We start from the raw sequence: 25,479 nt of genomic DNA, 5'->3' as shown, positions 1-25,479 counted from the left end.
GGTGTTGACCGCGCCGAAGGACAGGAACAGGGCCACAACGGCGGCCACCGGCCGGGCCGCGTCCCCCACACTCAGCGTCAGCAGCGCCGTCAGCGGGGTTTCGGTGGTGGCGGCGCCGGGGCCCAGCGCGCCGATCGTCGTCACCGCGAGCCCCAGGTAGAGCACGCCGACGACGATGAGGGTGAGCGTGGTGACCCGTGGCAGATCGCGCCGCGGGTCGGCGAACTCGGCGGACAGATGGCTGGCCGCCTCCCACCCCACGAAGCCGAAGAAGAGCACCCCCGCCGCCGAGCCGACCGAGTGCCAGCCGTCCGGCAGGAAGGGGGTGAAGTGGGCGGTGCGCAGATGCGGCGCCGCCGCGATCACGGCGGCCAGCAGCAGCACCGCGAGCAGCCCGGCCAGCAGCAGCTGTATCCGGCTGGACAGGTGCAGCCCCTGGGAGTTGGCGGCGATGGCGGCGGCCAGGAGCAGCGCGGCGACCGCCGCCGCGCCCGTACGGTCCCAGCCCACGGCGGCGGCCGTGTACTGCCCGCCGATCCAGGCGCCCGCGACCACCCCGACCGGTACGGAGCCGTAGAACCACCAGCCGACCGTGGCCGCCGCACGCGGTCCGAAGGCCCGGTGGACGTAGGTGGCCACCCCGCCGCCGTCCGGGAACCGGGCGCCGAGCGCGGCGAAGCAGGCGGCCACCGGTACGCATGTCGCCAGCAGGGCGGCCCAGGCCAGGATCGAGGCGGGACCGGCGGCCGCGGCGGCGAGCGCGGGCAGGGCGAGCACGCCGGGGCCGAGCACGGCGCCCACGTACAGCGCCGTGCCCCCACCGAGCGTGAGCCGGCGGCCGGAGGGCGGTGCGGGCGGGGCAGGCGGGTCAGAGGACGGGGACGGGGGTGGAGCGGCGGACGCCGAATGGGCACGTTGTACGGTCACACCGGAGGAAGCTAGCCGCATGAACAGAGGAAAAGTGGTGCCGCCGAAGGAAATTCGGTGGGGCCCGGGAAGTGATCGTCATGGATGAACTTGATACGGCGATAGTCCGCGAACTGCAGCGCGACGCACGGCAGACCAACCGCGAACTCGCCCGGACCCTCGGCATCGCCCCCTCCACCTGCCTGGAACGGGTGCGGGGGCTGCGCAACCGCGGGGTGATCACCGGCTATCGGGCGACGGTCGATCTGCGTTCCCTGGGGCGGCCGGTGCAGGCGCTGCTCGCGGTCCGCATCCGGCCGCTCAGCCGGGAGGTCATCGAGGGGTTCAAGGCGTACCTGGTCACGATGGACGAGGTGCTGTCGGTGTACGTGGTGGCGGGCGGTGACGACTTCCTGGTGCATGTCGCGGTGGGCGATGTGGACCGGCTGCACGCGTTCCTGATGGACCGGCTGTCGGGGCGCAAGGAGGTCGTGGACTTCCGCAGCTCGATCATCTACCAGCATGTGGCGAGCGATGTGATCACCGAGCTGGACTGACGGCGGATGGGGCTTACCACGGGAAGTGACCTACCGCAGGAGGCGGCTTACCGAGGGAAGGACGCACGGGGACGGGAAGAGCCGGTCCCGGGGGTGCCGTCAACGCCCCGGAACCGGCTCGCTCGGTTGCCTGCGGCACTGGCTGTGGCTGTTGCTGCGGCCGGGCCGCGACCGTGGCTAGGGCTGAGGCCGTATGGCGTGTGGCCCTGTGGCCCGTGTGGCCGTGTGGTCACAGCCTTGCCGGGCGAGGGCCGTGGCCGTAGCCGCGTGGCCTCAGCCTTGGCCGCGGCGTGCCGCCTTGCGGCGGTTGCCGACGGTGAACAGGACGGCCGCGCCCGCGGCCAGGACGGCGGCGCCGCCGATGGCCATGGGGCCGGTGGAGTCGTCGCTCCCGGTCTCGGCCAGTCGCTGCCCGTCAGCGGCGCTCGCTTTCCGCTCCCCGGTGCCCGCCGCCATGACCTCGGCGCCCTTCGCCTCGGAGTTCTCCCCGTCCGTGGCCTTCCCCTCCGTGTTCTTCCCGTCCGCCGTCCTGGGCTGGTGGGTGGCTTCGGTTCCGTCGGTTCCGTCGTCACCGCCGTGGCCGTGGTGATCGACCGTCGACTTCTCGGCGCCCGCCGCTATCTGCGCGTCATCGGGCGCGACGGCGGTGGGCGCGGAATCCGCCTTCGTCCCGGCCCCCTTCGAGGCTGCGGCCCCGGCCCCGCCGAACGTCACGTCCGAGCAGGTGTAGAACGCCTCCGGGCTGTCCGAGCGCTGCCAGACGCTGTAGATCAGATGGCGGCCCGACTTGCTGGGCACATTCCCCGTGAAGACGTAACTCCCGTTCTGCAACGTGGGGTCGGTGACCTTCGCGAACGGCTCCGCCTCCAGGTCCGCCCAGGTCAGCGGCTTCGTCGGATCGTAGCCGTCCTTGGTGATGTACAGCTCGAAGCTGCCCCGGTGGGGTGCGGTGGCCCGGTAGGTGAAGGTGTGCTCACCCGCCGTCATGGCGGTGGCGGGCCAGTCGGCCCGCGGCAGGTCCAGCCCCTTGTACTTGTCGCGGCCCGCACTGCACAGCTTTCCGTCCGGGATGATCTGCTTGTGGCGCCCGGCGGCGTCCGGGATGTTGACCTCGTTCCAGTCGTAGAGCGCCTGGGTGCCACCGGCCGCGACGGCCGCTTTGCAGGCCGCCGAATCGGGGCTTTCCGGCCCTTCCGCGAAACACGCCGACACCCGGCTGACCGGGTCCTGCATCGAACCGTGCGCGTCGGCCGGGTCCGAGGCCAGCATGGTGAGGGCGAGCGGCACCACACCGAGAACGGCGATCCGGGCGGTTCTGCGGTAAGCGGTCGCACGAGCGGTCATCGTCGGGACTCCTTCGGGGTGGGGGGTGACGCGCAGCACGCTAGCCGCGCCCACCGGCCGGTCCGCCGGTCTTATGGCGCCGTTAAGGAGCAGCTCAGGCGGAGCTGAGACTGCACCGGTCCCGGGCTGTCACTGGGCCCGGTGCCTGGCCCGTTCCTGGGCCGGTTTCGGGCTGGGGCCGGGTCATGGGCCGGTTTCGGGCTGGGGCTGGGGCCGGGACCGGGACCGGGGGTACCCGAGGTGATCGTCGATGATTGCGGGGGCCCGGCGGCGTGGAAAGGTGACACACATGACCGGAACGAACTCATCCCGCGTCTCCCGCGCCTCGGCCCGTGAGCTGATCGAGGCCGTCGTCGACCCCGGCAGCTGGTACGGCTGGGACGAACCGGTGGAGATCACCACCGACGATCCCGATTACCGGGCCGACCTGGAGCGGGCACGGGAGCGCACCGGGCTGGACGAGTCGGTCATCACCGGTGAGGGACGCATCGAGGGGCGCAGGGTGGCGCTGGTCGCCTGCGAGTTCCGCTTCCTGGCCGGTTCGATAGGGGTCGCCGCGGGGGAGCGGCTGGTACGGGCCGTGGAGCGGGCCACGGCGGAGCGGCTGCCCCTGCTCGCGGCACCGGCGTCGGGCGGGACCCGGATGCAGGAGGGTACGGTCGCGTTCCTGCAGATGGTGAAGGTGGCCGCGGCGATCACGGACCACAAGGCGGCGGGCCTGCCGTATCTCGTGCACCTCCGCCACCCCACGACCGGCGGCGTCCTCGCCTCGTGGGGCTCCCTCGGCCACGTCACCGCCGCCGAGCCGGGCGCGCTCATCGGCTTCATGGGCCCGCGGGTGCACGAGGCCCTGTACGGGGAGGAGTTTCCGCCCGGTGTGCAGAACGCCGAGAACCTGATGAACCACGGCCTGATCGACGCGGTGCTCCCGCTGAGCCGCTTGTCGGGCGTGGCGGCACGGGTGCTGAGGGTCCTCTGTGCGGGCGGGCCCGTCTCCGGGCCCGCTGCCCCGGCTGGGCCCGTTGGTGTGTCTGGCGCGGCCGACCCGGCTGGGCCCGCCACCCCGGCTGGGCCCGCTGGTCTGTCGGGGGCGGCTGGTGTGTCCGGGGCGGCCGACCCGGCCGGGCCCGCCGCCCCGGCTGGAGTGTCCGCCGCCCCGGCGTCGGCGCCTATCCCCGGCCCGCCGGCGGCCGGGCCCAGGGTGCCGGGCGCGGAGGAGTCGATTCGGGCGTCGCGGCGGGCCGAGCGGCCCGGTGTGCGGGATCTGCTGCGGGTCGCCGCCGAGGATGTGAGTCCGCTCAGCGGCACGGGGGCCGGGGAGCACGATCCCGGGCTGCTGCTGGCGCTCGCCCGCGTCGGGGGGACGCCCTGTGTCGTCCTCGGCCACAACCGGCGCAGCGCCCGCAAGGACGAGACGGCCGATGGGCCGGGGGAGGGGCAGGCGCTGGGTCCGGCCGGGTTGCGGACCGCCCGGCGCGGGATGCGGATCGCCGCCGAACTCGGGCTGCCGCTGCTCACCGTCATCGACACCGCGGGCGCCGCGCTCAGCCGCGAGGCGGAGGAGGGCGGGCTCGCCGGGGAGATAGCGCGGTGCCTCGCCGACATGGTGACCCTGCCCGCGCCCACCCTCTGTCTGTTGCTCGGCCAGGGCGCCGGTGGTGCCGCGCTCGCACTGCTGCCCGCGGACCGGGTCGTCGCGGCGCGCCACGCCTGGCTGTCGCCGCTGCCGCCGGAGGGTGCGTCCGCGATCCTCCACCGCACCACCGAGCGGGCGTACGAGGTCGCGGCCCGCCAGGGCGTACGCTCCGCCGACCTCCTCGCCCAGGGCATCGTGGACCGGATCGTGGAGGAGGACGCGGCCGAGGACGAGAACGGGACCGAGGACGGGAACGGGACCGAGGACGAGAACGGGACCGGGAACGCGATCGGGACCGGGAGCGCATCCCAAACCGTCGTCTCCCAGGGCGAGGGCACTCCCCAGAGCGGGAGCGGTTCCCGGGGCGAGCGTGCTCCCCGGAGCGAGGGCGCTTCCCGGGCCGGGGACGCCTCCCGGGCCGGGGGCGCCCCCCTGACTCCCGACGCCTCCCACGCCCCCGACGCCTTCCTCAGCCGCCTCGGTCGCCTCCTCGGCGCCGAACTCGCCGCGCTGCGCGCCCAGGACCCGGACGAGCGGCTCGCCGCGCGCCGCGTCCGCCATCGCCGTATCGGACTACCCCGTTGACGCGAATGGTTGCCGACCTGGTTGCCGACCGTTGACGGCTAATCAGGGCCAAACGGGCGGACCGGGGCGTCGAACTAGCAGTCTTAGGCATGCCTAACCTAATCTCGGGCCGTGAACGAGAATGATCTCGACGCGGCTTCCCGGCCGTTCTCCTCCCCTGCCCTCCACGGCTCCTCGGCCGCCCAGCCCGCCCCCGCCCCCGGCCCCCCTCGGCTCCACCTCCTCGCCCTCAACCCCACCGACTCCGTCACCGAGGGCTTCCTCCCCGCGGCGGCCCGGCTCGGCCTGGCGGTCACCCTCCTCACCGACCAGCCCGACGCCCATGCGCGCGCCTACGGGCTGCGCGACGACGCACAACGGGGAGCGGCACGACGCGAAGAGGCACGACGGGGCGAGGCACAACCGGGCGAGGCACGACGAGGAGAGGCACCACGGAGCGACGGGCCACAGGCCGACGCACCACGCGGCGACGCGGCGGACGCACCCCCACCCCCCTTCCCCGCGCTCGACATCGTCCCATGTGACGTACGGGACTTCGCCGAGGTCATCAGCCGTATCGCCGCCGACGGCCGCCCCCACGCCGTCTTCACCAACAGCGACCACCTCCAGACCCAGGCCGCCCTCGCCGCCGCGTACTTCGGCCTCCCGGGCAAGGACTGGCGCGCCGCGCTGCGCACCAAGAACAAGGCCGAACTGCGGCGCGCCCTCGCCGCCGCGGGCCCCGATGCCGCCGATACCGCCTGGTCCGCCGATCCCGTCTGGTCTGCCGATCCCGTCTGGTCTGCCGAACTCGCTACCGGACAGGACCCCGCCACCCTCGCCGGACTCGACGCGCCCTACCCCTGCGTGGTCAAACCACGCGAGGGCGTGGCCAGCGAGGACGTCGTCCTCGTCGGCGACGCGGACGAACTCGTCCGGCGCTGCCGCGAGATACGTGCCCGGCGGCCCGGGGCCGCGCTCGTGATCGAGGAGTTCCTCGAGGGCGAGCTGCGCACCCTCGAAACCCTCGGTGACGGCCGCACCCTGCACGTCCTCGGCGCCTTCCGCACCGAGCTCTCGCCGCCTCCACACTTCATCGAGGAACGGCTGCACCTGCTGCCCGCCCCACCGCCGCAGCCGCACACCGACCAGGTGCTGGCGCAGTTGCGGGCGCTCGGCGTCGGTTTCGGCGTCTGCCACACCGAGTACGTCGTGCAGGGCGACCGGGCCCGCCTCATCGAGGTGAACTACCGTGCCATAGGCGACCAGTGCGATCTCGTCCTCGCCGAACTCCTCGGCATCCCCCTTTTCGAGTACATCCTCCGTACGCACCTGGGCGAGCCGCTCCCGGACGACCTCGGCGCGCGGACCGACGGCCGGGTCCGCATGGAATACGTCATGGCCGACCGCGCCGGACGGCTCGCCTCCGCCCCTCCGGCGAGTGTGACCGAACGCGACGGCGTACGGCTGGACTACCGGCCGCTGCGCGGCATCGGCGAGGAACACCCGCTCCACCGCACCAACCGTGACTTCCTCGGTGTGCTCCGGGCCACCGGCACCGACCAGGAGCGGATCGACGCGGCGGTGGCGGAGTTCCTCGCGGCCCACCGATGGGAGATCGTGTGACAGAGGAAGAGGAGCTTCTCGGACGAGTGCTCGACACGCTCCTCCGGGAGGACGCTTACAAGCTGCGCAGCCGCGCCGGCACGGTGCGGCTCGCCGACGGCGACTGGCTGCGCATCGCGCTGGAGGGGGGCGAAAGCGTGCTGCTGCCGGTCGAACCCGAGGGCTTTCAGTGCGACCTCCGCGCCCGCCGCCCGCCCCGGCTGGTGCAACAACCCGGGACCTCGGGAACCGCCGACGAGCCTGCCGCGCCGGGTGGCTCGGGCGGGCCTGGGGCACTCGGTGGCCCAGGGGAACCCGGGCCGCTCGGCGCCCCCGCCGGGCCCGTCGCGCCGGGTGATCCGGCCGGTCATTCCGTCCACACCGTGCTCACCGGCCTTGACGCCGTCCTCGAACGGCTGCGGGCGGCGGTGCCGGACGAGGACCAGCCGCTGTACGACGCCTTCGTGGCCGAGTGCCAACAGGCCCTCGACGCCATGCGGCTGCACACCCGCGTCCGGCCCGGTGTCGTCGCCGAGCTGGCCGCGCGCCACGGAACGCGGTGGACGGGGATGTCCGGGGCGGTGGCGTACGACACGCTCGCCGCCTTCCAGGACCACCCAGTCTATCCGACCAGCCGGGGCCGGGCCGTATTCACCGAGGACCAATTACGCGCCCACGCACCCGAGTTCCACCCCGCCTTTGCGCTGCGCTGGCTCGTCCTCCCCCGCGAGGCGGTGGCCGGGGACCCGGCCCGGCTGCCCGACTGGTGGCCGACGCCCGCTGAACTCGGCCTCGGCCCTGGTCCCGGCTCCGGCTCTGGCTTTGGCCCTGGCCTCGGCTCCGGCTCCGGCCTCGGTCTCGGCCCCGGGCGCGGCCCTGTGCCCAGTCGGGGCCCCAGCCCTGGCCCCCGCTCCGCCCCCGGACGCGGCCCCGGTCTCGACCCCGACCCCGGACGCGCCCCCGCCCCCGGCCCCGGCCCTGGTCCCGAACCGGCCGACGGCTGGCTGGCCTTCCCGGTGCATCCGCTCACCGTCGGCCGCCCGCTGGAGACCGCCCTGCGCGCGGCCGGGCTCGAGGGCACCGCCCGGCTCGCCGAACGCAGCCTGCTGGACGTACGGCCCACCCTCTCCATGCGCACCGTGGCCGTCGCCCACGACCCCCTCGTCCACCTCAAACTGCCGCTTACCACCTCCACCCTGGGACTGCGTAACCGGCGGACCGTCAAACCGGGCACGCTGATCGACGGCGAGGTGGCGCAGCGGCTGGTGGAGGCGGTGATCGAGCGGGAGCCGAGGTTCGGCGCGACCGTGCTGCTGGCCGACGAGACCACCCATCTGCACGCCGGACACGAATTGCTGGCCACGCTCGTGCGCCGCTACCCGCCCGGTCTGGAGAACGCCACGATCGTGCCGCTGGCCGGGCTGCTCGCGCCCGCCCCGGACGGTGCGCTCGTCGTCGACGGGCTCGCCGAGCGCCACTACGGCGGGGACGTCCTCGCCCTGCTCGACGACTACTTCACGTTGCTGTTCGACTTCCACACCACCCTCTTCGCCTACGGCATCGCGCTGGAGTCCCACCAGCAGAACACCTCGCTGGTCTTCGAGGACGGCGATGCGGTGCCCCGGCTGCGGCTGCTCATCAAGGACCACGACGGCCCCCGGGTCCACGCGATACGGCTCGCCGCCGTGATCGGCGGAGGACCCGCCGCCGACCTGTGCGGATTCGACGACCGCAGAATCCTGACGCCTTGCGACGGCCCGGTGGCCGATGTGTTCACCACCATCACCGTCCACCTGTGTGCGGCGGCCCCCGTCTTCGAACTCGCCCGCCTCGGCCGGGCCCCGCTCGACACCCTGCTGCGACGGCTGCGCGACCGGCTCACCGAGGCGGTCGACCGGCTCGCCGTCACCCTGCCCGGGGCCTGTGCCGACCTGCTGCGGGCGCGGGTGCTGGACGCGGAGCGGCTGCCGGTCAAGGCGATGGTCACCGCCGGCACCTTGTTCACCAAGGAGCGTTCGGGCGCGGCGGACATCAACAAGCACTACGTCACCGGGCCCAACTACCTGCGGCGGGGAAGCGGCAGATGACCGCCGCGCCCGGGCCGCCTCCCGTACCCCGCACCTCCCCCTCCCACGCTTCCGCTCCCATCCCTCCCCGCCCGCACCTCCCTCCTCCGCACCCGCTGGAGCCGCCCCATGCCAACGACCTCCTCGCCCGTCGCGACCGTGGCCTCCGCCGACCTTGTGACCGCTCACACCCTCCTCAACTGTCTGCTCCGTGAGGTGTCGGGGCCGGAGCACCAGACCGCCGTGGCTGATGGATGGCTGAGGCTGAGGCTGCCGCGCTGCGGGGTGGTGCTGCGCGTCGGGCTGCGGCGCACCTCCCTCATCGGCGCGCACCGCTTCACCGGACCGGTCAGCGAACAGCGCGACGGCACCTGGACCGAGGTGTCCTGGCGCGAACTGGCCGAGCACATCCACCGGGAGCTCCAGCTGCTCACGGGGGTGCACAACGACGAGTTCCTGCACCAGGTCACCTCGAGCCACGCGGGGATGACGGCGGCCCTGGAAGCCCTGGAGCGCCGAAACCGGGACCGGGACCGGGACCCAAACGGGGACCCAAACCGGGGCCAGGACCGGGACCCGAACTGGGTCGAAAACCGCACCTGTGACCGAAACCGGAACCGGGACACCCCACCCGCCGCCGACAACGCCCATGACATCCAGCACGCCTATCTCGCCTCCGAGCAGTCCCTGCTTTTCGGCCATCGCTTCCACCCCACCCCCAAGGCCCGCACCGGCAGCGCCGACTCCTGGTCGCGGTTCGCCCCCGAGGCCGGGGCGCGCTTCCCGCTGCGCCATCTCGCCGTACGCCACGAGTACGTCCGCGAGGAGACCGCGCACCCCGGGGCCCTCGCCGCGCTGGACCGGCAGCGCCCGGTCCCCGAGGGCTACCGGCTGCTGCCCGCCCACCCCTGGCAGTACGCCATGCTCAGCGAGCACCGTGTGCTGCGGGCGGCGCTCGGCCGGGGCGAGGTGCTGGACCTCGGGCCCGGCGGTACGGAGTTCGCGCCGACCGCGTCGGTCCGGACGCTCTACGACGGCCGGGACTTCCTCAAGTTCAGCCTGAACGTGCGGATCACCAACTGCCTGCGCAAGAACGCCGACTACGAGCTGTCCGGTGCCGTCGCCCTGACCCGGCTGCTGGAGCCGGTCGCCGCCGATCTCGCCGCCCGCTTCCCCGGCTGCGAGCTGCTGCGCGAACCCGCCTACCGGACGCTTGACCTCGGCGGTGACCAACAACTGAGCGAGGGCTTCGGGGTGATCGTGCGCGAGGGGCTGGCCGCCCGGCTGCGGCCGGGGCTGACCGCGTTGCTCGCGGCGGCCGTCGCCGATGAGTACCCGACCAGCGGCGCCCAGATCTCCCGGCTCCTCCCCGGCGCAGGTCCTGACCGGCTGGCCGCTTGGTGGGAGGCGTATCTGGACCTTCTCGTACCGCCGGTACTGGCCGCCTACTTCGACCACGGGGTGGTGCTCGAACCCCATCTCCAGAACGTCGTCATCGGCGTGGACCCCTCCGACGGCACCCCCCGGCAGGTCCTCTTCCGCGACCTGGAGGGCACCAAGCTGATGCCCGAGCACCACACCGCCGCGCTCGCCGCGCTGCCCGAGGCCGTGGCCCGCCCGCTGACGTACGACCGGGAGCGCGGCTGGGACCGGGTGGTGTACTGCCTGCTGGTCAATCACATCGCCGAGATGGTGGCCGCCCTCGCCGACCGCTGTCCGCGTCTGGAACCGGCGCTGTGGTCGGCGGTCCGCCGGGTGCTGTGCGAGCGTTCGGCGGCCCATGACCACCCGCCCGCGCTGCGCGCGCTCGTGGCGGGCGTGCCGCTGCCCGCCAAGGCCAACCTCCTCACCCGCTGGGCCCGGCAGGCCGACCGCCACGCGGGCTACGTCCGCATCGCCAGCCCGCTCGCCTCCTCCCTGCTGTCCGAGGCGGCGCAGGTGTCCGAGACCGCGTACGTGTCCGACGCGGCGTACGAGTCCGAGACCGCGTACGTGTCCGACGCGGCGTACGAGTCCGAGACCGCGCACGTGGCCGAGGCGGCCTACGCGCCCGAGGTCGCGCACGTGTCCGCGACCAAGCAGGTGTCCGTGACGGCGCACGTGCCGGAGACCGCGCAGGTGTCCGCGAAAGCGGAGGTGTCGGCGGCAGCGCAGGTGTCGGCGACAGCGCACGTGCCTGACACGGCCCACACGTCCACGCCGGCTCACGCGTCCGAGACGGCTCACGTCATCCGCCCGGGGAGCAGCCGTTGATCACCACTCCCGTCGAAACCCTCGCCATGGCACTGACCGGCGACGACCTGCCCGCCTACGTCTACGACCTGGCCGCGCTCCGCACGTACGCACAGGCCGTCCGCGCCGCGCTGCCACCCGGCCTGGAGCTGTACTACGCCGCGAAGGCCAATCCGGCCCCGCCCGTCCTCCAGGCGCTCGCGCCCCACGTCACCGGCTATGAGGTCGCCTCCGGTGGTGAGGTGGAGCACGTCCGCGCGGCCGTGCCCGGGATGCCGCTGGCCTTCGGCGGGCCGGGCAAGACCGAGGGCGAGCTGCGGCGGGCGCTGGCGCTGGGCGTGGAGCGGTTCCACGTGGAGAGCGAGCAGGAGCTGCGGCTGCTGGCCGAGGCGGCGGAGAACGCGAGGCCCAGCGGGACCGGGGGGACCGAGACGGCCAAGGGGGCCAGCGGGACCGGGGAGGTCGCCGTGCTCCTGCGCGTCAACCTTCCGCTGGACGGTGGGGCGCTGGGCGGTGCGGCGCTCGCCATGGGCGGTCGCCCCAGCCCCTTCGGCCTCGACCCCGAGGCCGTGGAGCGCTGCCTCCCCCTGTTCACCCGCGAGGGCCCCCTCCGGCTGCGCGGCATTCACGCCCACCTCGCCAGCGGGCTCGACGCCCCCGCCCAGGTCGCGATGGCCGCCAGGATCGCCGACTGGACGCGGAAGCTGTCCGAACGACACGGCCTGGGGCTCACCGAGGTGAACGTCGGCGGCGGGATGGGCGTGGACTACGCCCACCCGGACCGCCGCTTCGACTGGGCCGCGTACGGCGCGGGCATGGCGGACCTCGCCCTGCGCCACCCCGGCCTCACCCTGCGGATCGAACCCGGTCGGGCGCTGACCGTCCACTGCGGCTGGTACGTCACCGAGGTGCTGGACCTCAAGCACAGCGGGGGCGAGGCGTTCGCGGTGCTGCGCGGCGGCACCCACCACCTGCGCACGCCCGCGACCAAACAGCACGACCAGCCCTTCCAGGTGCTCCCCGTCGACACCTGGACCCGGCCGTGGGCGCGCCCGGCCGCGCGGGAGGAGCCGGTCACGCTGGTCGGCCAGCTGTGCACCCCCAAGGACGTCCTGGCCCGCCGCGTCCCGGTCACGGAGCTACGGGCGGGGGACCGTGTCGCCTTCGCGATGGCCGGTGCGTACGCCTGGAACATCTCGCACCACGACTTCCTGATGCATCCGCAGCCGGGCTTCCACTACCTGGACGAATGAGGGCGGACAGTTGTCAGTCGGCGGGCCGGGGCTCGCCCCGGTAGGTGCCGAAGGACCACTTGTTGCCCTCCGGGTCGGCGATGGCGAACTCGCGGCTGCCGTACGGCTGGTCCTCAATCGGCCGGAGCACCCGCACACCGGCCGCCGTGAGCCGCTCGTACAGCGCGTCGACGTGGTCGGTGACGACGTACGCCCCGAAGGTGCACGGCTCCAGGCACCAATTCTTGGTGTCCGGGGCGTACGAGCCGAGCATGACGCCGCCGCCCTCGGGCCAGTCGAGCTGGGCGTGGGCGACGCGGTCTCCGTCCCGGTGGACGGCCGTGCGCAGGAAGCCGACCGTGTTGACCAGGAAGTCGATCAGGGCGATGGCGTCATGGGCCTGGAGGGTGGGCCAGACGGCGGGATCACGTGGTTGCTTCTGCTGGTTCGGAGCGGTGTTCATGGGCTCTACTCTTCGCCGTAAAGGTGGCCTCCGGCTTGGATATTCCGGCACTCTTCGGCCAGCCAGGCGGTCGGGCTCACCCCGGTGTACTGACGGAAGTCGCGCACCAGGTGGGAGTGGTCGTAGTAGCCGCAGTCGGCGGCGACCCGGGCCAGGTCCGGCGCCCGGCCCGCCGCCACGGCCCGGACCACCGCGTTCCTGGCGTGCTGGAACCGCGTCAGCCGCGCCGCCTGCTTGGGGCTCAGCCCGGTCTCGGCCCGGAACACGCTGGTCAGGCGGCGCGGGCTGAGTGCCACATGCTCGGCCAGGCCGTTCAGCGTCCCGGCTCCCCGATGCCGGGCCAGCCACGCCCATGCCTCGGCGACCTCACTCCGCACCGGCGTGCCGCCCTCGCCTGCCGCCGCTTGCTCCCGCAGATACCCGCCCAGCGTGGCGAACCGATCCGCCCACGATCGCTGCTCGCACAGCCGCTCCCGCACCTCGGCGACCCGCTTCCCCAGCACGTCCGTCCCGGACGTCACCAGGTCGGAGGCGAGCGCACCGGCCGGAAGCCCCAGCAGCGTACGCGCCGCCAGCGGATGCACCGCGAGCTGCACTCCGGCCTCGCACCCGGGCTGGACGATATACGCCGGTCGCTGGTGCAGGCCGCCTACGACGATCTCCTCCCGCGAGGCGCCGGGCCCCCGCGCCTGCTCTGGCGTGACGCCGCCGACGACGGGCCCGTCGAGGGAGAAGATCAGCGTCAGATAGGGCGAGGGCAGTCCCCGGTGCAGCCTCGGCGGTATCCCCTGGGAGCGGTACCCGACGGCGGACACCACCATCCCACCAAGCCCGCGCCCGACCCCGGCCCGCACGAACTTTTGGCTGCTCATGCGCCCAGTATCACCCTGCGGGCGAACACGCTCGGCGGTCATGTTCCGCGTCGATCTCGCGCAGCTCTGCTTGAGCGGCGGCGCGCTCCTCCTCGGTGACCGGCCCGTACTCCTCTTGAAGCCAGTCCACCAGTTCCAACAGCCCGTCCCGCGTTCGCCTTGTCACCATGCGTGCACCTCGGTCTCACAGGTGGTGGCCACTGAGAACGACTACGCTGAGAGCGCACCGTACCCGAAGGAGGCTCCCGGTCATGACCGCGACCCACGATCGTCCGCAGATGCTGCCGGAGGAGTTCGAGGAGTACGCGCGGCTGGCGGCCCGCGTGGCGGAGGGAGTGCGGTGGGAGTTCATCAACGGGAAGATCGGGGTCACGCCGGTGCCGGACGGCGATCACGGGCGGATCATTCAGTGGCTGGCGCGGATCTGCATCCAGGCCCATCCCGAACTGTGGCTGCACGACCAGGGCCTCAAAGTCGAGACGTACCGCAATGGCCATGCGCGTCCCGACGGGACGCTGGCCCACAGTGACGCGTTCGTCGGCCAGGGGGAGTGGGCCGATGCCGACTCCGTCCTGATGGTCGTGGAGGTCACCTCCTACGACTCCGACACCGACCGCAGGGATCGGGTGGAGAAGCCACGGGCCTACGCCGAGACGGGCATTCCGGTCTACCTGCTGGTCGACCGGGAGGCCGGTGAGGTCACCGTGTTCAGCGAGCCCGACGGCGTCCGCTACGAGTGCACCAAGACCGTGCCGTTCGGCAAGCCCCTCACGCTGCCCGCGCCGGTCGGCGTCACGCTCGACACCGAGCCGCTCATGGGCTGGGTGCGCTGAGATCCCTGGCTGCGGCGGGTACGCGGCGGCCTGCCATCATTCCGTGGCATGTACACCGTTACCCTCTGGGAGTTCGCCGCGCTCGCGGCGGCGGCCATACTCGTCGGCTTCTCGAAAACCGCCGTCAGCGGCGCCAACACCGTCAGCCTCGCGATCTTCGCTGCGGTGCTTCCGGCCCGGGAGTCGACCGGTGTGCTGCTGCCCCTGCTGATCGTGGGTGATGTGCTCGCCGTGCGCACCTATCGGCGGCACGCACATTGGGGGACCCTGTGGCGGCTGTTCCCGGCGGTCGCGGCCGGGGTCGTGGTGGGGACGGTGTTCCTGCTGTGGGCCGGGGACTCGGCGGTACGGACGTCGATCGGGGCGATCCTGCTGCTGATGGCGGGCGTCACGCTGTGGCGACGGCGCACGGCGGCACGTGCGGAGACCCCGGCGGTCCCGGCGGCCCCGGACACGGACGGGGCGGGCGCACGGCTCAAGGCCGGTTCGTACGGTGTCCTCGGCGGCTTCACGACGATGGTGGCCAACGCCGGTGGCCCCGTGATGTCGCTCTACCTGCTCTCCGCCGGCTTCCGGAAGCTGGGCTTCCTGGGCACCTCGGCCTGGTTCTTCCTGATCGTGAACGTGGCCAAGGTGCCCTTCAGCGTCGGCCTCGGCCTGATCGACGCCCGCTCCCTGCTGCTGGACGCGCTGCTGGCGCTCTTCGTCCTGCCCGGTGCGTTCATCGGTAAGGCGTGCGTGGACCGGATCAACCAGAAGCTCTTCGAGCGACTGGTGATCGCGGCCACGGTGCTGGGCGGACTTCAGCTGCTGCTGCGGTGAGGACTCTTCAGGGTCGCTATGAAGGTGCTCCAGGAGTTGGTCGGGAATATGAGGACGGGCCCGTCGGGATTCTTGGAGTCGCGGACGGGGACGATCCCGGGGAGGTTGTCCGCGACCTCGACGCAGTTGCCGCCGTCAGGGTTGCTGTAACTGCTCTTGCGCCAAGCGGCAACACTCAGGTCTGGGGTGGTTGGCACGGTGCCAAGTCCTCCATCACGGCTCGGATCATCGCCTCGGAGTCGCGGGGCGAGAGGGCCATGGCCCTGAGCAGATCGTAGTTCTCCCTGCGCCGAGCGACAGTCTCCTGGTCCTCGATGATCGTCCCGGACTGGCTGCTCTCGTCATACGCGACCAACGATCCATGGGGAACCGTGAAGAGTGTCAGCGAGCCACCCGTCTCCGCGTGCTCGCCCGCCGTGAACGGCAGCACTTGAAGGGTGACGTGCGGCTGTGTCCCGCGCTCAATCAGGGACGCCAGCTGATGGCGCATCACCTGTAGGCCGCCGACGGGACGGCGAAGTACCGCCTCCTCGATAATGAACCAGCAACGCGGCGGCTTGGGGCGATCCAGCAACGCCTGCCGATCGATACGGGCCTTCACCATGGTCTCGATCTCCGCGTCAGGAGCGTGCGGGCGGCCACATCGCAGCCAGCACTCTGCCGTCTCCGGAGTCTGAAGCAAACCCGGCACGGTGGCGCCCACGTACTGCTCGATGATGATCGCCTGGCTCTCCAGCTCGATCATTCGCCGGTACTTGCCCGGAAACGGCTCGTTCTTCGCGAGCGCGTACAGCCGCGCGAACAACCCGTCCGTCCCGAAGCACGCGTCCAGCTTCGCCGGAAGGTCGTCGTACGGCAGCGACTCCGCCGCCTCGATCCGGGCCAGGTGCGACTTGCTGTAGTTCAGCACTTCGGACAGCCGCCGCAGGGACATGTCCGCCTTCTCGCGGTGGCGGCGGATCTCCGCACCGAACAGGTCGCGTGCGGAGCGGTCGGGAAAGAGTTCGCGTGGCTGGAACGGCATCGTGCATCCCTTCTTGTCCCGCGACCTTGGCTGGGACTTGTCGCCTCTTTCCAGCCTACGTGCCGGAACGCAACGGTGTGTGCACTCAACGTAATTGGCCGACCGGAAAGACAGGTCAACGTGTTCTCACACACCGAATCCACCGCTCCACGCATGACGATGCGCGTCTACCGCGTCTCGCCGGACGGCGCGGTCGTCACACAGGAAGTCGCCAAGGTGGTCGTCGTGGTCAAGGACAAGCTCGAACCCCTGCGGTCGAGCCAGTTCCCGCCCTGCCGCTGCCCGCGCCACCGCGACCGCGCGGACCTGTGAAGCAGCTGCGTCATGCGCCCGGGCCCACGCTTGCCGAGGTCGCGGCTCGTGCCGAAGCCGAGGCCGGTGCCTGTCTGAGCGCATCGGACGTCCTGGCGGCGATCGACGACGCAAGGGCGGGCCGTTGACGGCGGCCACGGGTCATCGACCTCGGGGCGCGGGCCATGCGGCGGCCGAGGCCGTGGCCCGAGCCCGCGAGATCCATGAACGGGAGGGCTGCCTCTGACGTTCCGCCCGTCAAGGCGCCGCCACGGCAAGGAAATACGGAGGCCCCGGGGGCAGGGCACATGCCAGGATCCCTCGGATGGATCGTCAATCGTTTGCTCGCCCTGCCCGCGCCGCCCACCCCATAGTCGGCCCGCTCAGTGACGCCTCCGTGGCGAAACTCCTCGACCGTGCCCTGGCCCGGGGCGATGAGCGTGTTCTGGACCTCGGCTGCGGGGAGGGGGAGTGGCTGTTGCGGGCCCTCGCCGGGCGTCCGGGGGTGACGGCCGAGGGAGTCGACGTAGTGGACGCCGGCTTCGCGCGGGCCCGCGAGGCGGCGGCGCGTATGGGAGCCGGTGACCGGCTCGTCCTCCACCGGCAGGACGCCTCGGCCTATACCGCGTCCGCCCCCTTCGACGTCGTCCTCAGTGTCGGCGCCACCCACGCCTTCGGCGGACTGCTGCCCACTCTCGCGGCGGCCCGCGCGCATCTGGCCCCCGGCGGGTGCGTCATCGTGGGCGAGGGCTTTTGGGAGCGGCCCCCCGGTACGGCCACCCTCGACGTCCTGGAAGCCGCCCCGGACGACTACGACGACCTGGCCACCACCGTTGACCGCGTCGTCGCCGACGGCTGGGTGCCGGTCCACGGCCATGTGAGCACGCCGGAGGAGTGGAACGACTTCGAGTGGGCCTGGAGCGGAGCCACCGCCCAGTGGGCGCTGGACCACCCCGAGGACCCGGTGAGCGCCGATGTGCTGGAGGCCGCCGCCGAGCACCGTACCGGCTGGCTCAACGGCTACCGCGGCACGCTGGGCTTCGTCACCCTCGTGCTGCGGCAGAGCCCCTGAGGGCAGCGGAGGTACTGGCTACGCGGCTTCGTGGGCGGTGAGTGTCACCTGTGCGTCGTCCTCGTCGATGGCGATGTTCAAAGACGCGTTCAGCCCCCTGGCCAACTTCGTGAGAAGGGGCAGTGTGGGGATGGTGTCGGAGCCCTCGATCCGGGAGATCTTGGCCTGGGTCAGCCCGGCACGGGCGGCGAGTTCGGTCTGGGACAGCCCCAGTTCGGTGCGCCGGTCGTAGACGACTTTGGCCAGTGCCATGGACAGGCGGAGCTCCTGGCGCTCTTGCTCAACGTGGGCGGACTCCCGGTGTCCCTCGGCGAGCTTGCGTTCGCTCGCCCGCTTCCAGCGGCTGTGCTCCATTACTGGTCCCCTTCTTCGCGAGTGAAATCAGTATGCGCCGGGCCGTGCTCGGCCTCGCACTCCTTCTTCGCCATCACGGCCCTATTGACCTGGGCTTCCTCATGCGGCCTGGTTTTGCGGAACACGGTCAGCAGCACAACGCGGCGGTCGCCCGTGATCCAGTAGGTCACTCGCGTCTGGACGCCGTCGAGGCAGGGGCGCAATTCCCCCACTCCATCACGTAGTGGGCGGGCGAAGGGCATCGGGGTCTGCGGCCCCAGCTCGGCCAGCAATTCCACGTAGGCCTCGACCTTGCGGTAGAGCTTGCCGGGTAACAGCTCGAGCCAGGCCCTGACCTCGGGCTCGACCTCGATGACGTACAGTGCGTCGTCCATGTCGTGCACGATATATGTCGTGTGCGACATGGGCAAAGTGATCATCCTGATGAGAGGCGTTGTCGGTGGCGGGTGCGACCATCGCGCTATGCGTGACGACACCTCGACCACCGCCTACTGGGACGCCGCCGCCGGGGACTTCGACGACGAGCCGGATCACGGACTGCGTGACCCGGCCGTCCGGGAGGCGTGCCTGGCGCCCGCCCGGCGCCACGCCGAGATCGTCGACGTCCATCTGATCCTGCGCCGGGGCGGCGAGGTCCTCCTCGCCCGCCGCGCCAACACGGGTTACGCGGACGGGCTGCTGCACGCCCCGTCCGGCCATGTGGAGGACGGGGAGGACGTCCGCGCCGCGCTGCTCCGCGAGACGGCGGAGGAGATCGGCATCACCCTCGCCCCGGACGAGGTGAGGGCCGTCCTCGTCATGCAGCACAAGGCGCCGACGGGAGCGGCCCGTACGGGGTGGTTCTTCGAGGCGGAGCTGGGGGCGCCGGGGAGGCCGGGGGAGGGCGGGCGCGAGCCGGTCAACCGGGAGCCGGAGAAGTGCTCGGAGCTCGGCTGGTTCCCGCTGGACGCGCTGCCGGACGACATGGTGGCGTACTGTCGCGCGGGCCTGGACGCCTACCGGGCGGGCCACCGCTTCACCCTCCACTGGCACGAGCCCGGCGACCCCATCGCGTATGACCCGGCGGGCCCCGACCGCCTGACGCCGCTGGGCTAGCGTCCATGCCGGTGACGTACGTGTCCGGTGCCCGGATGGCGGTGGGTGTGCTGCGGCGAGGGGCCGCCGCCAGGATGCGTCCGTGTGCGTCCGTGGCCCTGCCCACCTCGACGTCACCGGCATGGGCCGACGTCACCGGCATGGGGCCGGTGCCGTGATCGCGCGCCGGCCGCGACCGTGTGCTGTCGGACGGTCAGCTTCCCGCCGACGCGGTGCCCGCGCCGATGACCACCTCGGGGCCGCCGGCGGGGATGCCGCCGCCGGCCGCGTTCCAGGTGGCCACGGAGACCGCGTAGCGGTGGCCGGGCGTCAGGCCGTCCACGTGGAGGGAGGTGTCCCGGGTGCCGACGCTGCCGGGGAACGCGCCGGGGGCGTCGAGGTCGAAGGTGAGCACCTCGTAGCGGTCGATGGTGTCGGTGTAGGGGCCGGTCGGGGGGTTCCAGGACACGTCGACGCCGGTGGCGGTGGGACGGGTGACGATGTCGGCGGGGCCGGGGGCGGTCTTCGGGTGAGCGGTCGCGCTGACGATGTCCGACCAGTCCGACTTCACCGTTCCGCCGCTGTCGGTGCGGATCTGGTACTCGTAGTTCTGGCCCTCGGTCGTCCAGGTGGTGTCGTAGCGGTTGGCGGTGACATGGTGCTCGCCGCCCCAGTCGGCGGCGCCGACGAGGCGGGCGCGGACGTCGTAGCCGAAGGCGCCGTAGACCGGGTCCCAGGTGACGACGATGCCGCTGCCCGCCGAGGTGGCCTTGACGCCCGCCGGTGTCGAGGTCGGGCGGGGCGCTGCGGTCCCGGGGGCGTCCGGGACGTCGGTGCCCAGGTGGTACTCGGTGTGCAGGGTCTCCTCGAAGGCGTGGGCTATCTGGTACTCACCGAGGGCGTTGGGGTGCAGGCCGTCATAGCCGGCGGGGCAGCTGTCGGGCGCGCAGTCGTAGTCACCCCGCCAGTCGACCAGCTTCACGGGGGACGTGGCGGTGTGCCAGGCCGGGATCGCCTCGGCCAGCAGCCGGTTGTAGGTGTCGGTGTTGGCGATCAGGTCGTCCCGGCCCTCCAGCTTCGCCCGCTGCGGCACGTTGGCCAGGGCGAACTTGAGGTCGGGGTTGGCGGCGCGGGCCTCGTCGACCAGCGTCTTCATACTGTCCAGGGTGCCCTGGGCGTCGCTGACGAACCAGCCCATGTCGTTGAAGCCCAGGCCCACCAGCAGCAGATCCGGCTGGTACTTCTCGACCTGCGCCTTGATCAGCGCCTTGTCCTGGGCGGCCTGGCGGCCCCACACCGCGAAGTGGTCGCTGTCGAACGCCTCGTCCACGTCCTTGGCGTAGCCGCCGTTGGTCCTGGGCGGGGCCGGGGCGGGCTCCGGCTCGTCCTGGAGCCGGGGCGGCTGGGGAGCGGCCGGTGCGTCGGGGGGCGTCGTACCGGTGTAGGGACCGACAAAGTCCACGGCCACGTGCTGCTCGTGGAACCACTGCCACAGGCGGTAGCGCCACGTGTAGTCGCCCTCGTGACCCTGGGACATCGAGTCGCCGACGACCATCACCTTGAGCTTGTCGTCGGCGGCGGTTTCGTGCGCCCAGGCCGTGCCGCCCGGGAGGAGGGCGACCGGCGCCGCGAGGGTGAGGGCCAGGAGGGCGCCGAGCAGGGTGCGTCTGGGCGGACGGACGGATGGTGCCATGGCTGACATCGTTGTCCCTTAATCAATGGGGGGTTGGCGGGACGGAGTTGTCCCAGCGTGGTGACCACACAGTACGTCTGGTGGTTGTGAGAGGTGAGTAACGTCTGCATATCAGTGGGGCGCCTGGGGATCCACGTCGGCGGACGCCCTCCGTGCTGCGGCGGATGCCTTCTCGCTGCGGCGGGTGTCCTTCTCGCTTCGGTGGATGCCCTCCGTGCTGCGGCGGATGCCATCTCGCTTCGGGCGCGGGCGCGTTCCTCCGGGGACGCGGACCGGACGGGGCGACGGGCTTACGCCGAGAGGTCCCGGAAGTAGCGCCACTCGGTGACCGCCGGTTCGTAGCCGAACCACTTGTTGACCGCCAGCATCGGGCCGTTGTCGCCGTCGTTGCCGGTGTACGCCTCGCGGCAGCCCGCCGACCGGGCGCGGTGCAGGGAGTCGTTCTTGGTGAGCTTGGCCAGACCGCGTCCCCGGAAGGCGCGGAGGGTGCCGGTCATGCCCGACCAGTAGCGGCCCCGGCCGTCGGTGTGGGCGACGCTGTAGGACGCCACGACGCCGTCCACCACGGCCACCGAGGTCAACTCGCGGTCGAGCGCCGGGTGTTCCCACGTGGAAGCCAGCCACTCGGCGTACGGCAGCGGGGTCGTCGTCACGTCCCCCGGCTCGTCCGCCGTGCACTCCGCATCCGCCTCGTACAGCGGACGCGGATCGTCCGCGAAGTCGGCCGCCGTGTGCAGGTCCACGCCGTCCGGGAGGCCGTCCGCCTCCAGCGGCGGCAGTGCGGTCGCCGTCAGATCCAGCCGCTGGATACGGGAGGAGCGGCCGCGGCGGTAGCCGCGGCGTTCGGCGAAGGTCACCGCGTACGGCTCGTCCAGCGTCCAGGCGAAGACCTTCGCGGTGCCCAGCCCGGCCAGATACCCCTCCACCGCGGTCACCAGCGCCGAGCCGACGCCCCGGCCGCGCGCCTCCGCGCACACCGTCGTGTTGGCGAAGGCCAGTCCCGGCTCCTCGCCGTCGTGGAAGACCCCGACCTCGGAGGTGCCCACCACCCGCCCGTCGGCCTCGGCGACCAGCAGCCGGTAGTGCCGTTCCACGGGTGCGCTCTCCACCGCCCAGACCACCGTCCGCGGCGTCGTCACCAGATAGGGGAAGGCGGAGCGCCGCGCTGCCGCGACGGCCTCCGCGTCGGCGGCACGGAAATCGCGCACAGTCATGGTCATGGTTGCGCAGGCTACGGCCTGTCAGCCCTGCCCGCTTCCCAATTTCCGCAGCTCGTTCCCAGTCCGCGGCACCGAATGACCGACGACTTACTGGCGGTGCGGCGGCTCTCGGCTTACCGGTAGTGCGGTGGCTCGCGGTGGCTCTCGGCTCTTCGGCGGTGCGGCGGGCCACGGCTCTTCGGCGGTGCGGTGGCTCTCGGCTCTTCGGGGGTGTGTCGGGCGATGGCTCTTCGGCGGTGCGGTGGCTCTCGGCTCAGCGGTGGTGCGGCGGCCCATGGCCTGGCAGACAATGGGTGCCACAAACCACCGCACCGTATGCACGACCGTATACACGCACGCACGCCCCAGGAGCCCCACGTGGCCTTGCACATCACCGTCGACCAGGACGCGGCGACCGCCCCCTTCGAGCAGATCCGCGCGCAGATCGCCGAGCGGGCCCACTCCGGCGCGCTTCCCGTGGGCTACAAACTGCCCACCGTACGCGGCTTCGCCGAGGAGCTGGGGCTGGCGGCGAACACCGTCGCCAAGGCGTACCGGGCGCTGGAGGCGGACGGTGTGATCGAGACCCGGGGGCGTCACGGAACCTTCATCGCGGCGGCGGGCGACGCGGCCCGGCGCCGGGCCGCCGAGGCCGCCCAGAGCTACGCCCAGCGGGCGCACCGCCTGGGCCTGGACCGCGCGGCCGCGCTCGCCGCCGTCGAGGACGCCCTGCGGGCCGTCTACGGCGACGAGGCCGGAGCCTGAGCCTGACGCATAGCGCCAGCGCCTCCGCCTGACGTGGCGGTTTCGCCCGTCGTGGTGGCTGTGCCAGGCGTGGCGGCGGCTGTACTTGTTGTGGCGGCGGCTGTGCCTGGCGGTGGCTGCGGCTGGGCCTGTCGTGATGGCTGCGTCTGGCGGTGGTGGCTGTGCCTGTCGGTGATGCCCGCGCCCGTGGAGGCTGTGCCCGGCTGCGGCTGTGCCTGGTGGTGGCGCGGCGGCTGTGCCTGGCGTGATGTTCGCGTCTGACGTGGTGGCCGTGCCTGTCGGTGATGCCCGCGCCCGCGGAGGCTGTGCCCGGCGTGGCTGCGGCTGTGCCTGTCGTGGTGGCCGGGCCTGACATCCTGTAGTCATGACCAGCCGCAAAGCCCTTGTCCGACGCCCCAGCCCCCGCCTCGCCGACGGGCTCGTCACCCATATCGACCGCACGCCGGTCGATGCCGCGCTGGCGCTGCGGCAGTGGGAGGTCTACGTCGTGGCGCTGCGTGCGCACGGCTGGGAGACGGTGGAGCTGCCGCCGCTGGACGACTGCCCGGACGGGGTGTTCGTCGAGGACACCATGGTCGTCCACCGGAACGTCGCGGTGATCGCCCACCCCGGAGCGGAGGCCCGCCGCCCCGAGACCGCGACGGCGGAGGAGGCCGTGACCGGGCTCGGCTGCTCGCTGAACCGGATCCGCGAGCCGGGGACGCTGGACGGCGGCGACGTGCTGAAGATCGGCGACACCCTCTACGTCGGACGCGGCGGACGCACCAACGGCGACGGCGTGCGCCAGCTGCGCGCCGCGCTGGAGCCGCTGGGCGCCCGGGTGGTGGCCGTACCGGTCAGCAAGGTGCTCCACCTCAAGTCGGCGGTCACCGCCCTGCCGGACGGCACCGTCATCGGCTATCCGCCGCTGGTCGACGACCCCAATGCGTTTCCGCGCTTCCTCCCCGTCCCCGAGGAGTCCGGCGCCCATGTGGTGCTGCTCGGTGGCGGCAAGCTGCTGATGGCACAGAGCGCGCCGCGCAGCGCCGAGCTGTTCGCCGACCTCGGCTATGAGCCGGTGCCGGTGGACATCAGCGAGTTCGAGAAGATGGAGGGCTGCGTGACCTGCCTGTCCGTACGGCTACGGGAGCTGTACGCCTGAGACGGGCCCCGGAGCTGTACGCCTGAGACGGGCCCACTGGCGGGCGCCTCACGGCAAGCGCGCCTCGCTGACAAGCGCGTCTCACGGTGGGCGTCTGACCGGCGGGCGCGTTCCCGGTGGGTGTCTCACCGGCAAGTTCGCCGTCTGCTGGTGGGCCTCTCACCGACGAGCCCACACCGCTGGCAGGCGCCTCACCGGCAGGCGCCTCACCGGTAGGCGCCTCACCGGTAGGCGCCTCACCGATAAGCGCCTCACCGGTAGGCGCCTCACGGTAAGCACCTCACCAGCGGACACCTCACCGGTGAGCGCCTACCTGTTGAGCGCACACCTGCGAGCGCGCCCCCACCAGCAGACGCCTCACAGGTACAGCCCCGCGTCCGAGTCTCCCAACTGTGACGGTACCGAGGCGGGCCGGGTGCCGCGCCGCAGCGCGTACAGCTCCGCGAGCGTCGCCCCGTCCCGTCCGATGACACCGTCCCGGTCGTCGGCCTCCCCTCCCAGCCAGTTGACCGCCTCCGACCGCGTCAGCTTGCCGACCTCGATCCGGGCCAGACACCGGCCCGGTCGGACGACCGCCGGATGCAGCCGCTCCAGGTCCTCGTTGGTGGTCACCCCGACCAGTACGTTGCGCCCCTGGCCGAGCAGACCGTCCGTCAGGTTCAGCAGCCGGGACAGCGCCTGGCCGGCGGTGTGCTTGGCCTCTCCGCGGATCAGCTCGTCGCAGTCCTCCAGGAGCAGCAGCCGCCAGCGCCCCTTGGCGGTGCCGTCCTCCTCGCCGATCGCGATGTCCATCAGATAGCCGACGTCGGTGAACAGCCGCTCCGGGTCCAGGACGCAGTCCACCTGGCACCAGTCCCGCCAGGACCGGGCCAGGGTGCGCAGCGCCGAGGTCTTGCCGGTGCCGGGCGGGCCGTGCAGCAGCAGGAGCCGGCCGGCGATGTCGTCCGGGGTGACCTTCATCAGCCCGTCCATGGCCTCGGCGACCGGGGCCGTGTAGTTGCCGCGGATCTCCTCCCAGGTCCCGGCCGAGATCTGACGCGTGGTGCGATGCGGTCCGCGGCGCGGCGAGACGTACCAGAAGCCCATCGAGACGTTCTCCGGCTGGGGCTCGGGCTCGTCCTCCGCGCCGTCCACCGCCTGCCGCAGCACCTTCTCGGCGAGCGCGTCATCGACGGCGGTCACGGTCACGTCCGCCCCCCGGTTCCACCGGGAGATCAGCAGGGTCCAGCCGTCACCCTCGGCGAGTGTCGCGCTGCGGTCGTCGTCCCGGGCCGCCCGCAGCACGGTCGCGGACGGCGGCAGCAGTGTCGCACCCGACCTCACCCGGTCGACCGAGTGACTGCGGGCGTACGGCTGCTCACCGGTCGCGAAGCGCCCCAGGAAGAGCGCGTCGACGACATCCGACGGCGAATCGCTGTCATCGACGTTCAGCCGGATCGGAAGGGACTTTTCGGCGGGTGTCGTAGGCAGGGTCTGCCTCCTGAGAACGGGGGGCCGGTGCGTCGGTCAGCGCACCCGCCCCCATGATCCAGGACCGGGGGCGAGGGCGCACCAAGGTTTGCGGCCGTTTACCGAGCTGTTCCACGGAACCCCACCGGAATGGGGGCGTTCACGGATACTCTCACCCGTTGTGGGGCGTCAGGGAAGGCGACGGGGCGGATCGGCCGGGTTGACTTCGCCCACCTCGTCCACCTCGATCACCTCGCCCACATCGATCACCGTGCCGCCCTGATG

General features: G+C 72.3%; 25 protein-coding genes and 1 pseudogene. 14 read left to right on the top strand and 12 right to left on the bottom strand.

Annotated features, from left to right (window positions below; genetic code table 11):
• Positions 1–801: APC family permease (locus tag AXW62_RS31110; RefSeq protein ID WP_252368804.1), on the bottom strand; the 801-nt coding region annotated here is incomplete at its 3' end.
• A 206-nt stretch (positions 802–1,007) separates the two neighbouring features.
• On the opposite strand from AXW62_RS31110, the gene AXW62_RS31105 reads away from it, so the two are divergent.
• Positions 1,008–1,463, top strand: coding sequence for an Lrp/AsnC family transcriptional regulator (locus tag AXW62_RS31105; protein ID WP_060947436.1), 456 nt, complete (start codon positions 1,008–1,010; stop codon positions 1,461–1,463).
• A gap of 273 nt (positions 1,464–1,736) precedes the next feature.
• On the opposite strand, the gene AXW62_RS31100 is transcribed toward AXW62_RS31105, so the two are convergent.
• On the bottom strand, positions 1,737–2,807 hold the full coding sequence (locus AXW62_RS31100; RefSeq protein WP_060947433.1) for a lytic polysaccharide monooxygenase auxiliary activity family 9 protein: 1,071 nt from the start codon (positions 2,805–2,807) through the stop codon (positions 1,737–1,739).
• 289 nt (positions 2,808–3,096) lie between these two features.
• On the opposite strand from AXW62_RS31100, the gene AXW62_RS31095 reads away from it, so the two are divergent.
• From AXW62_RS31095 to AXW62_RS31075, 5 genes are all read left to right on the top strand, one after another.
• Entirely contained in the window at positions 3,097–5,028 is a 1,932-nt protein-coding gene (locus AXW62_RS31095; RefSeq protein ID WP_060947432.1) for a carboxyl transferase domain-containing protein, read from the top strand.
• Between the two features lie 111 nt (positions 5,029–5,139).
• The gene (locus AXW62_RS31090; protein ID WP_060947431.1) at positions 5,140–6,633 is read left to right on the top strand and encodes an ATP-grasp domain-containing protein; all 1,494 of its coding nucleotides are present in this window, start codon (positions 5,140–5,142) and stop codon (positions 6,631–6,633) included.
• Positions 6,630–8,699, top strand: a complete 2,070-nt coding sequence (locus AXW62_RS41680; protein ID WP_079105663.1) for an IucA/IucC family protein — start codon at positions 6,630–6,632, stop codon at positions 8,697–8,699. Before AXW62_RS31090 ends, AXW62_RS41680 begins: the two co-directional genes overlap by 4 nt.
• Before the next feature lie 108 nt (positions 8,700–8,807).
• On the top strand, positions 8,808–10,931 hold the full coding sequence (locus AXW62_RS31080) for an IucA/IucC family protein (RefSeq protein ID WP_252368803.1): 2,124 nt from the start codon (positions 8,808–8,810) through the stop codon (positions 10,929–10,931).
• A 26-nt stretch (positions 10,932–10,957) separates the two neighbouring features.
• Positions 10,958–12,163 carry a type III PLP-dependent enzyme gene (locus AXW62_RS31075; protein ID WP_060947435.1) on the top strand — a complete coding sequence of 402 codons (1,206 nt, stop codon included), beginning with the start codon at positions 10,958–10,960 and terminating at the stop codon, positions 12,161–12,163.
• Positions 12,164–12,176: 13 nt separating this feature from the next.
• On the opposite strand, the gene AXW62_RS31070 is transcribed toward AXW62_RS31075, so the two are convergent.
• The 3 genes from AXW62_RS31070 to AXW62_RS31060 are packed head-to-tail and all read right to left on the bottom strand — an operon-like array spanning position 12,177 to position 13,646.
• Positions 12,177–12,605 carry a VOC family protein gene (locus tag AXW62_RS31070; RefSeq protein ID WP_060947429.1) on the bottom strand — a complete coding sequence of 143 codons (429 nt, stop codon included), beginning with the start codon at positions 12,603–12,605 and terminating at the stop codon, positions 12,177–12,179.
• A gap of 5 nt (positions 12,606–12,610) precedes the next feature.
• A complete protein-coding gene (locus AXW62_RS31065) occupies positions 12,611–13,477 on the bottom strand; it encodes a helix-turn-helix domain-containing protein (RefSeq protein WP_060947428.1) in 867 nt (288 codons plus the stop codon).
• A 10-nt stretch (positions 13,478–13,487) separates the two neighbouring features.
• Positions 13,488–13,646, bottom strand: a complete 159-nt coding sequence (locus tag AXW62_RS31060; protein ID WP_206282430.1) for a hypothetical protein — start codon at positions 13,644–13,646, stop codon at positions 13,488–13,490.
• Positions 13,647–13,728: 82 nt separating this feature from the next.
• On the opposite strand from AXW62_RS31060, the gene AXW62_RS31055 reads away from it, so the two are divergent.
• A complete protein-coding gene (locus AXW62_RS31055; RefSeq protein ID WP_030833228.1) occupies positions 13,729–14,310 on the top strand; it encodes a Uma2 family endonuclease in 582 nt (193 codons plus the stop codon).
• Between the two features lie 48 nt (positions 14,311–14,358).
• Entirely contained in the window at positions 14,359–15,132 is a 774-nt protein-coding gene (locus AXW62_RS31050; RefSeq protein WP_060947427.1) for a sulfite exporter TauE/SafE family protein, read from the top strand.
• On the opposite strand, the gene AXW62_RS41675 is transcribed toward AXW62_RS31050, so the two are convergent.
• Positions 15,114–15,329 (bottom strand): DUF397 domain-containing protein, encoded by a 216-nt coding sequence (locus AXW62_RS41675; protein WP_079115885.1) that lies wholly within the window; start codon positions 15,327–15,329, stop codon positions 15,114–15,116. The two genes, AXW62_RS31050 and AXW62_RS41675, sit on opposite strands and share 19 nt — an antisense overlap.
• Entirely contained in the window at positions 15,308–16,156 is an 849-nt protein-coding gene (locus AXW62_RS31045) for a helix-turn-helix domain-containing protein (protein WP_060947426.1), read from the bottom strand. The genes AXW62_RS41675 and AXW62_RS31045 overlap by 22 nt, the downstream gene beginning before the upstream one ends.
• A 153-nt stretch (positions 16,157–16,309) precedes the next feature.
• Here AXW62_RS31045 and AXW62_RS44645 point away from each other — a divergent pair, with 153 nt between their 5' ends.
• Together AXW62_RS44645 and AXW62_RS31035 are read left to right on the top strand one after the other, a co-directional pair.
• Entirely contained in the window at positions 16,310–16,468 is a 159-nt protein-coding gene (locus AXW62_RS44645) for a hypothetical protein (RefSeq protein ID WP_164502445.1), read from the top strand.
• A gap of 304 nt (positions 16,469–16,772) precedes the next feature.
• Complete coding sequence (locus tag AXW62_RS31035) at positions 16,773–17,519, top strand: SAM-dependent methyltransferase (RefSeq protein ID WP_060947425.1); 747 nt, start codon at positions 16,773–16,775, stop codon at positions 17,517–17,519.
• 18 nt (positions 17,520–17,537) lie between these two features.
• Here the strand turns inward: AXW62_RS31035 and AXW62_RS31030 are convergent, their stop codons facing one another.
• Positions 17,538–17,873 carry a helix-turn-helix domain-containing protein gene (locus tag AXW62_RS31030; RefSeq protein ID WP_030833240.1) on the bottom strand — a complete coding sequence of 112 codons (336 nt, stop codon included), beginning with the start codon at positions 17,871–17,873 and terminating at the stop codon, positions 17,538–17,540.
• Entirely contained in the window at positions 17,873–18,247 is a 375-nt protein-coding gene (locus tag AXW62_RS31025; protein ID WP_060947434.1) for a type II toxin-antitoxin system RelE/ParE family toxin, read from the bottom strand. The genes AXW62_RS31030 and AXW62_RS31025 overlap by 1 nt, the downstream gene beginning before the upstream one ends.
• 199 nt (positions 18,248–18,446) lie before the next feature.
• Here AXW62_RS31025 and AXW62_RS31020 point away from each other — a divergent pair.
• Together AXW62_RS31020 and AXW62_RS44175 are read left to right on the top strand one after the other, a co-directional pair.
• Positions 18,447–18,968: pseudogene (locus AXW62_RS31020) on the top strand (NUDIX hydrolase); the annotation flags it as partial.
• Between the two features lie 11 nt (positions 18,969–18,979).
• Positions 18,980–19,126 carry a hypothetical protein gene (locus AXW62_RS44175; RefSeq protein ID WP_159060998.1) on the top strand — a complete coding sequence of 49 codons (147 nt, stop codon included), beginning with the start codon at positions 18,980–18,982 and terminating at the stop codon, positions 19,124–19,126.
• A gap of 35 nt (positions 19,127–19,161) precedes the next feature.
• Here the strand turns inward: AXW62_RS44175 and AXW62_RS31015 are convergent, their stop codons facing one another.
• Together AXW62_RS31015 and AXW62_RS31010 are read right to left on the bottom strand one after the other, a co-directional pair.
• A complete protein-coding gene (locus AXW62_RS31015; protein ID WP_060947424.1) occupies positions 19,162–20,640 on the bottom strand; it encodes an SGNH/GDSL hydrolase family protein in 1,479 nt (492 codons plus the stop codon).
• A gap of 290 nt (positions 20,641–20,930) precedes the next feature.
• Complete coding sequence (locus tag AXW62_RS31010; RefSeq protein WP_060947423.1) at positions 20,931–21,860, bottom strand: GNAT family N-acetyltransferase; 930 nt, start codon at positions 21,858–21,860, stop codon at positions 20,931–20,933.
• A gap of 357 nt (positions 21,861–22,217) precedes the next feature.
• Between AXW62_RS31010 and AXW62_RS31005 the strand changes: the two genes are divergently transcribed.
• Both AXW62_RS31005 and ddaH read left to right on the top strand, forming a co-directional pair.
• Positions 22,218–22,604: a GntR family transcriptional regulator gene (locus AXW62_RS31005; RefSeq protein ID WP_030833249.1), complete on the top strand. Its 387-nt coding sequence runs from the start codon at positions 22,218–22,220 to the stop codon at positions 22,602–22,604.
• 364 nt (positions 22,605–22,968) lie between these two features.
• Positions 22,969–23,745 (top strand): dimethylargininase, encoded by a 777-nt coding sequence (gene ddaH, locus AXW62_RS31000; protein WP_060947422.1) that lies wholly within the window; start codon positions 22,969–22,971, stop codon positions 23,743–23,745.
• 357 nt (positions 23,746–24,102) lie between these two features.
• On the opposite strand, the gene AXW62_RS30995 is transcribed toward ddaH, so the two are convergent.
• Entirely contained in the window at positions 24,103–25,215 is a 1,113-nt protein-coding gene (locus tag AXW62_RS30995; protein ID WP_060947421.1) for a DUF5925 domain-containing protein, read from the bottom strand.
• Positions 25,216–25,479 lie beyond the last annotated feature (264 nt).

It is taken from the genome of Streptomyces hygroscopicus subsp. hygroscopicus, from assembly GCF_001553455.1.
Lineage (GTDB): Bacteria > Actinomycetota > Actinomycetes > Streptomycetales > Streptomycetaceae > Streptomyces > Streptomyces hygroscopicus.
The sequence above is the reverse complement of the archived record's forward strand: the minus strand, read 5'-3'. Positions and strand labels throughout refer to the sequence as shown.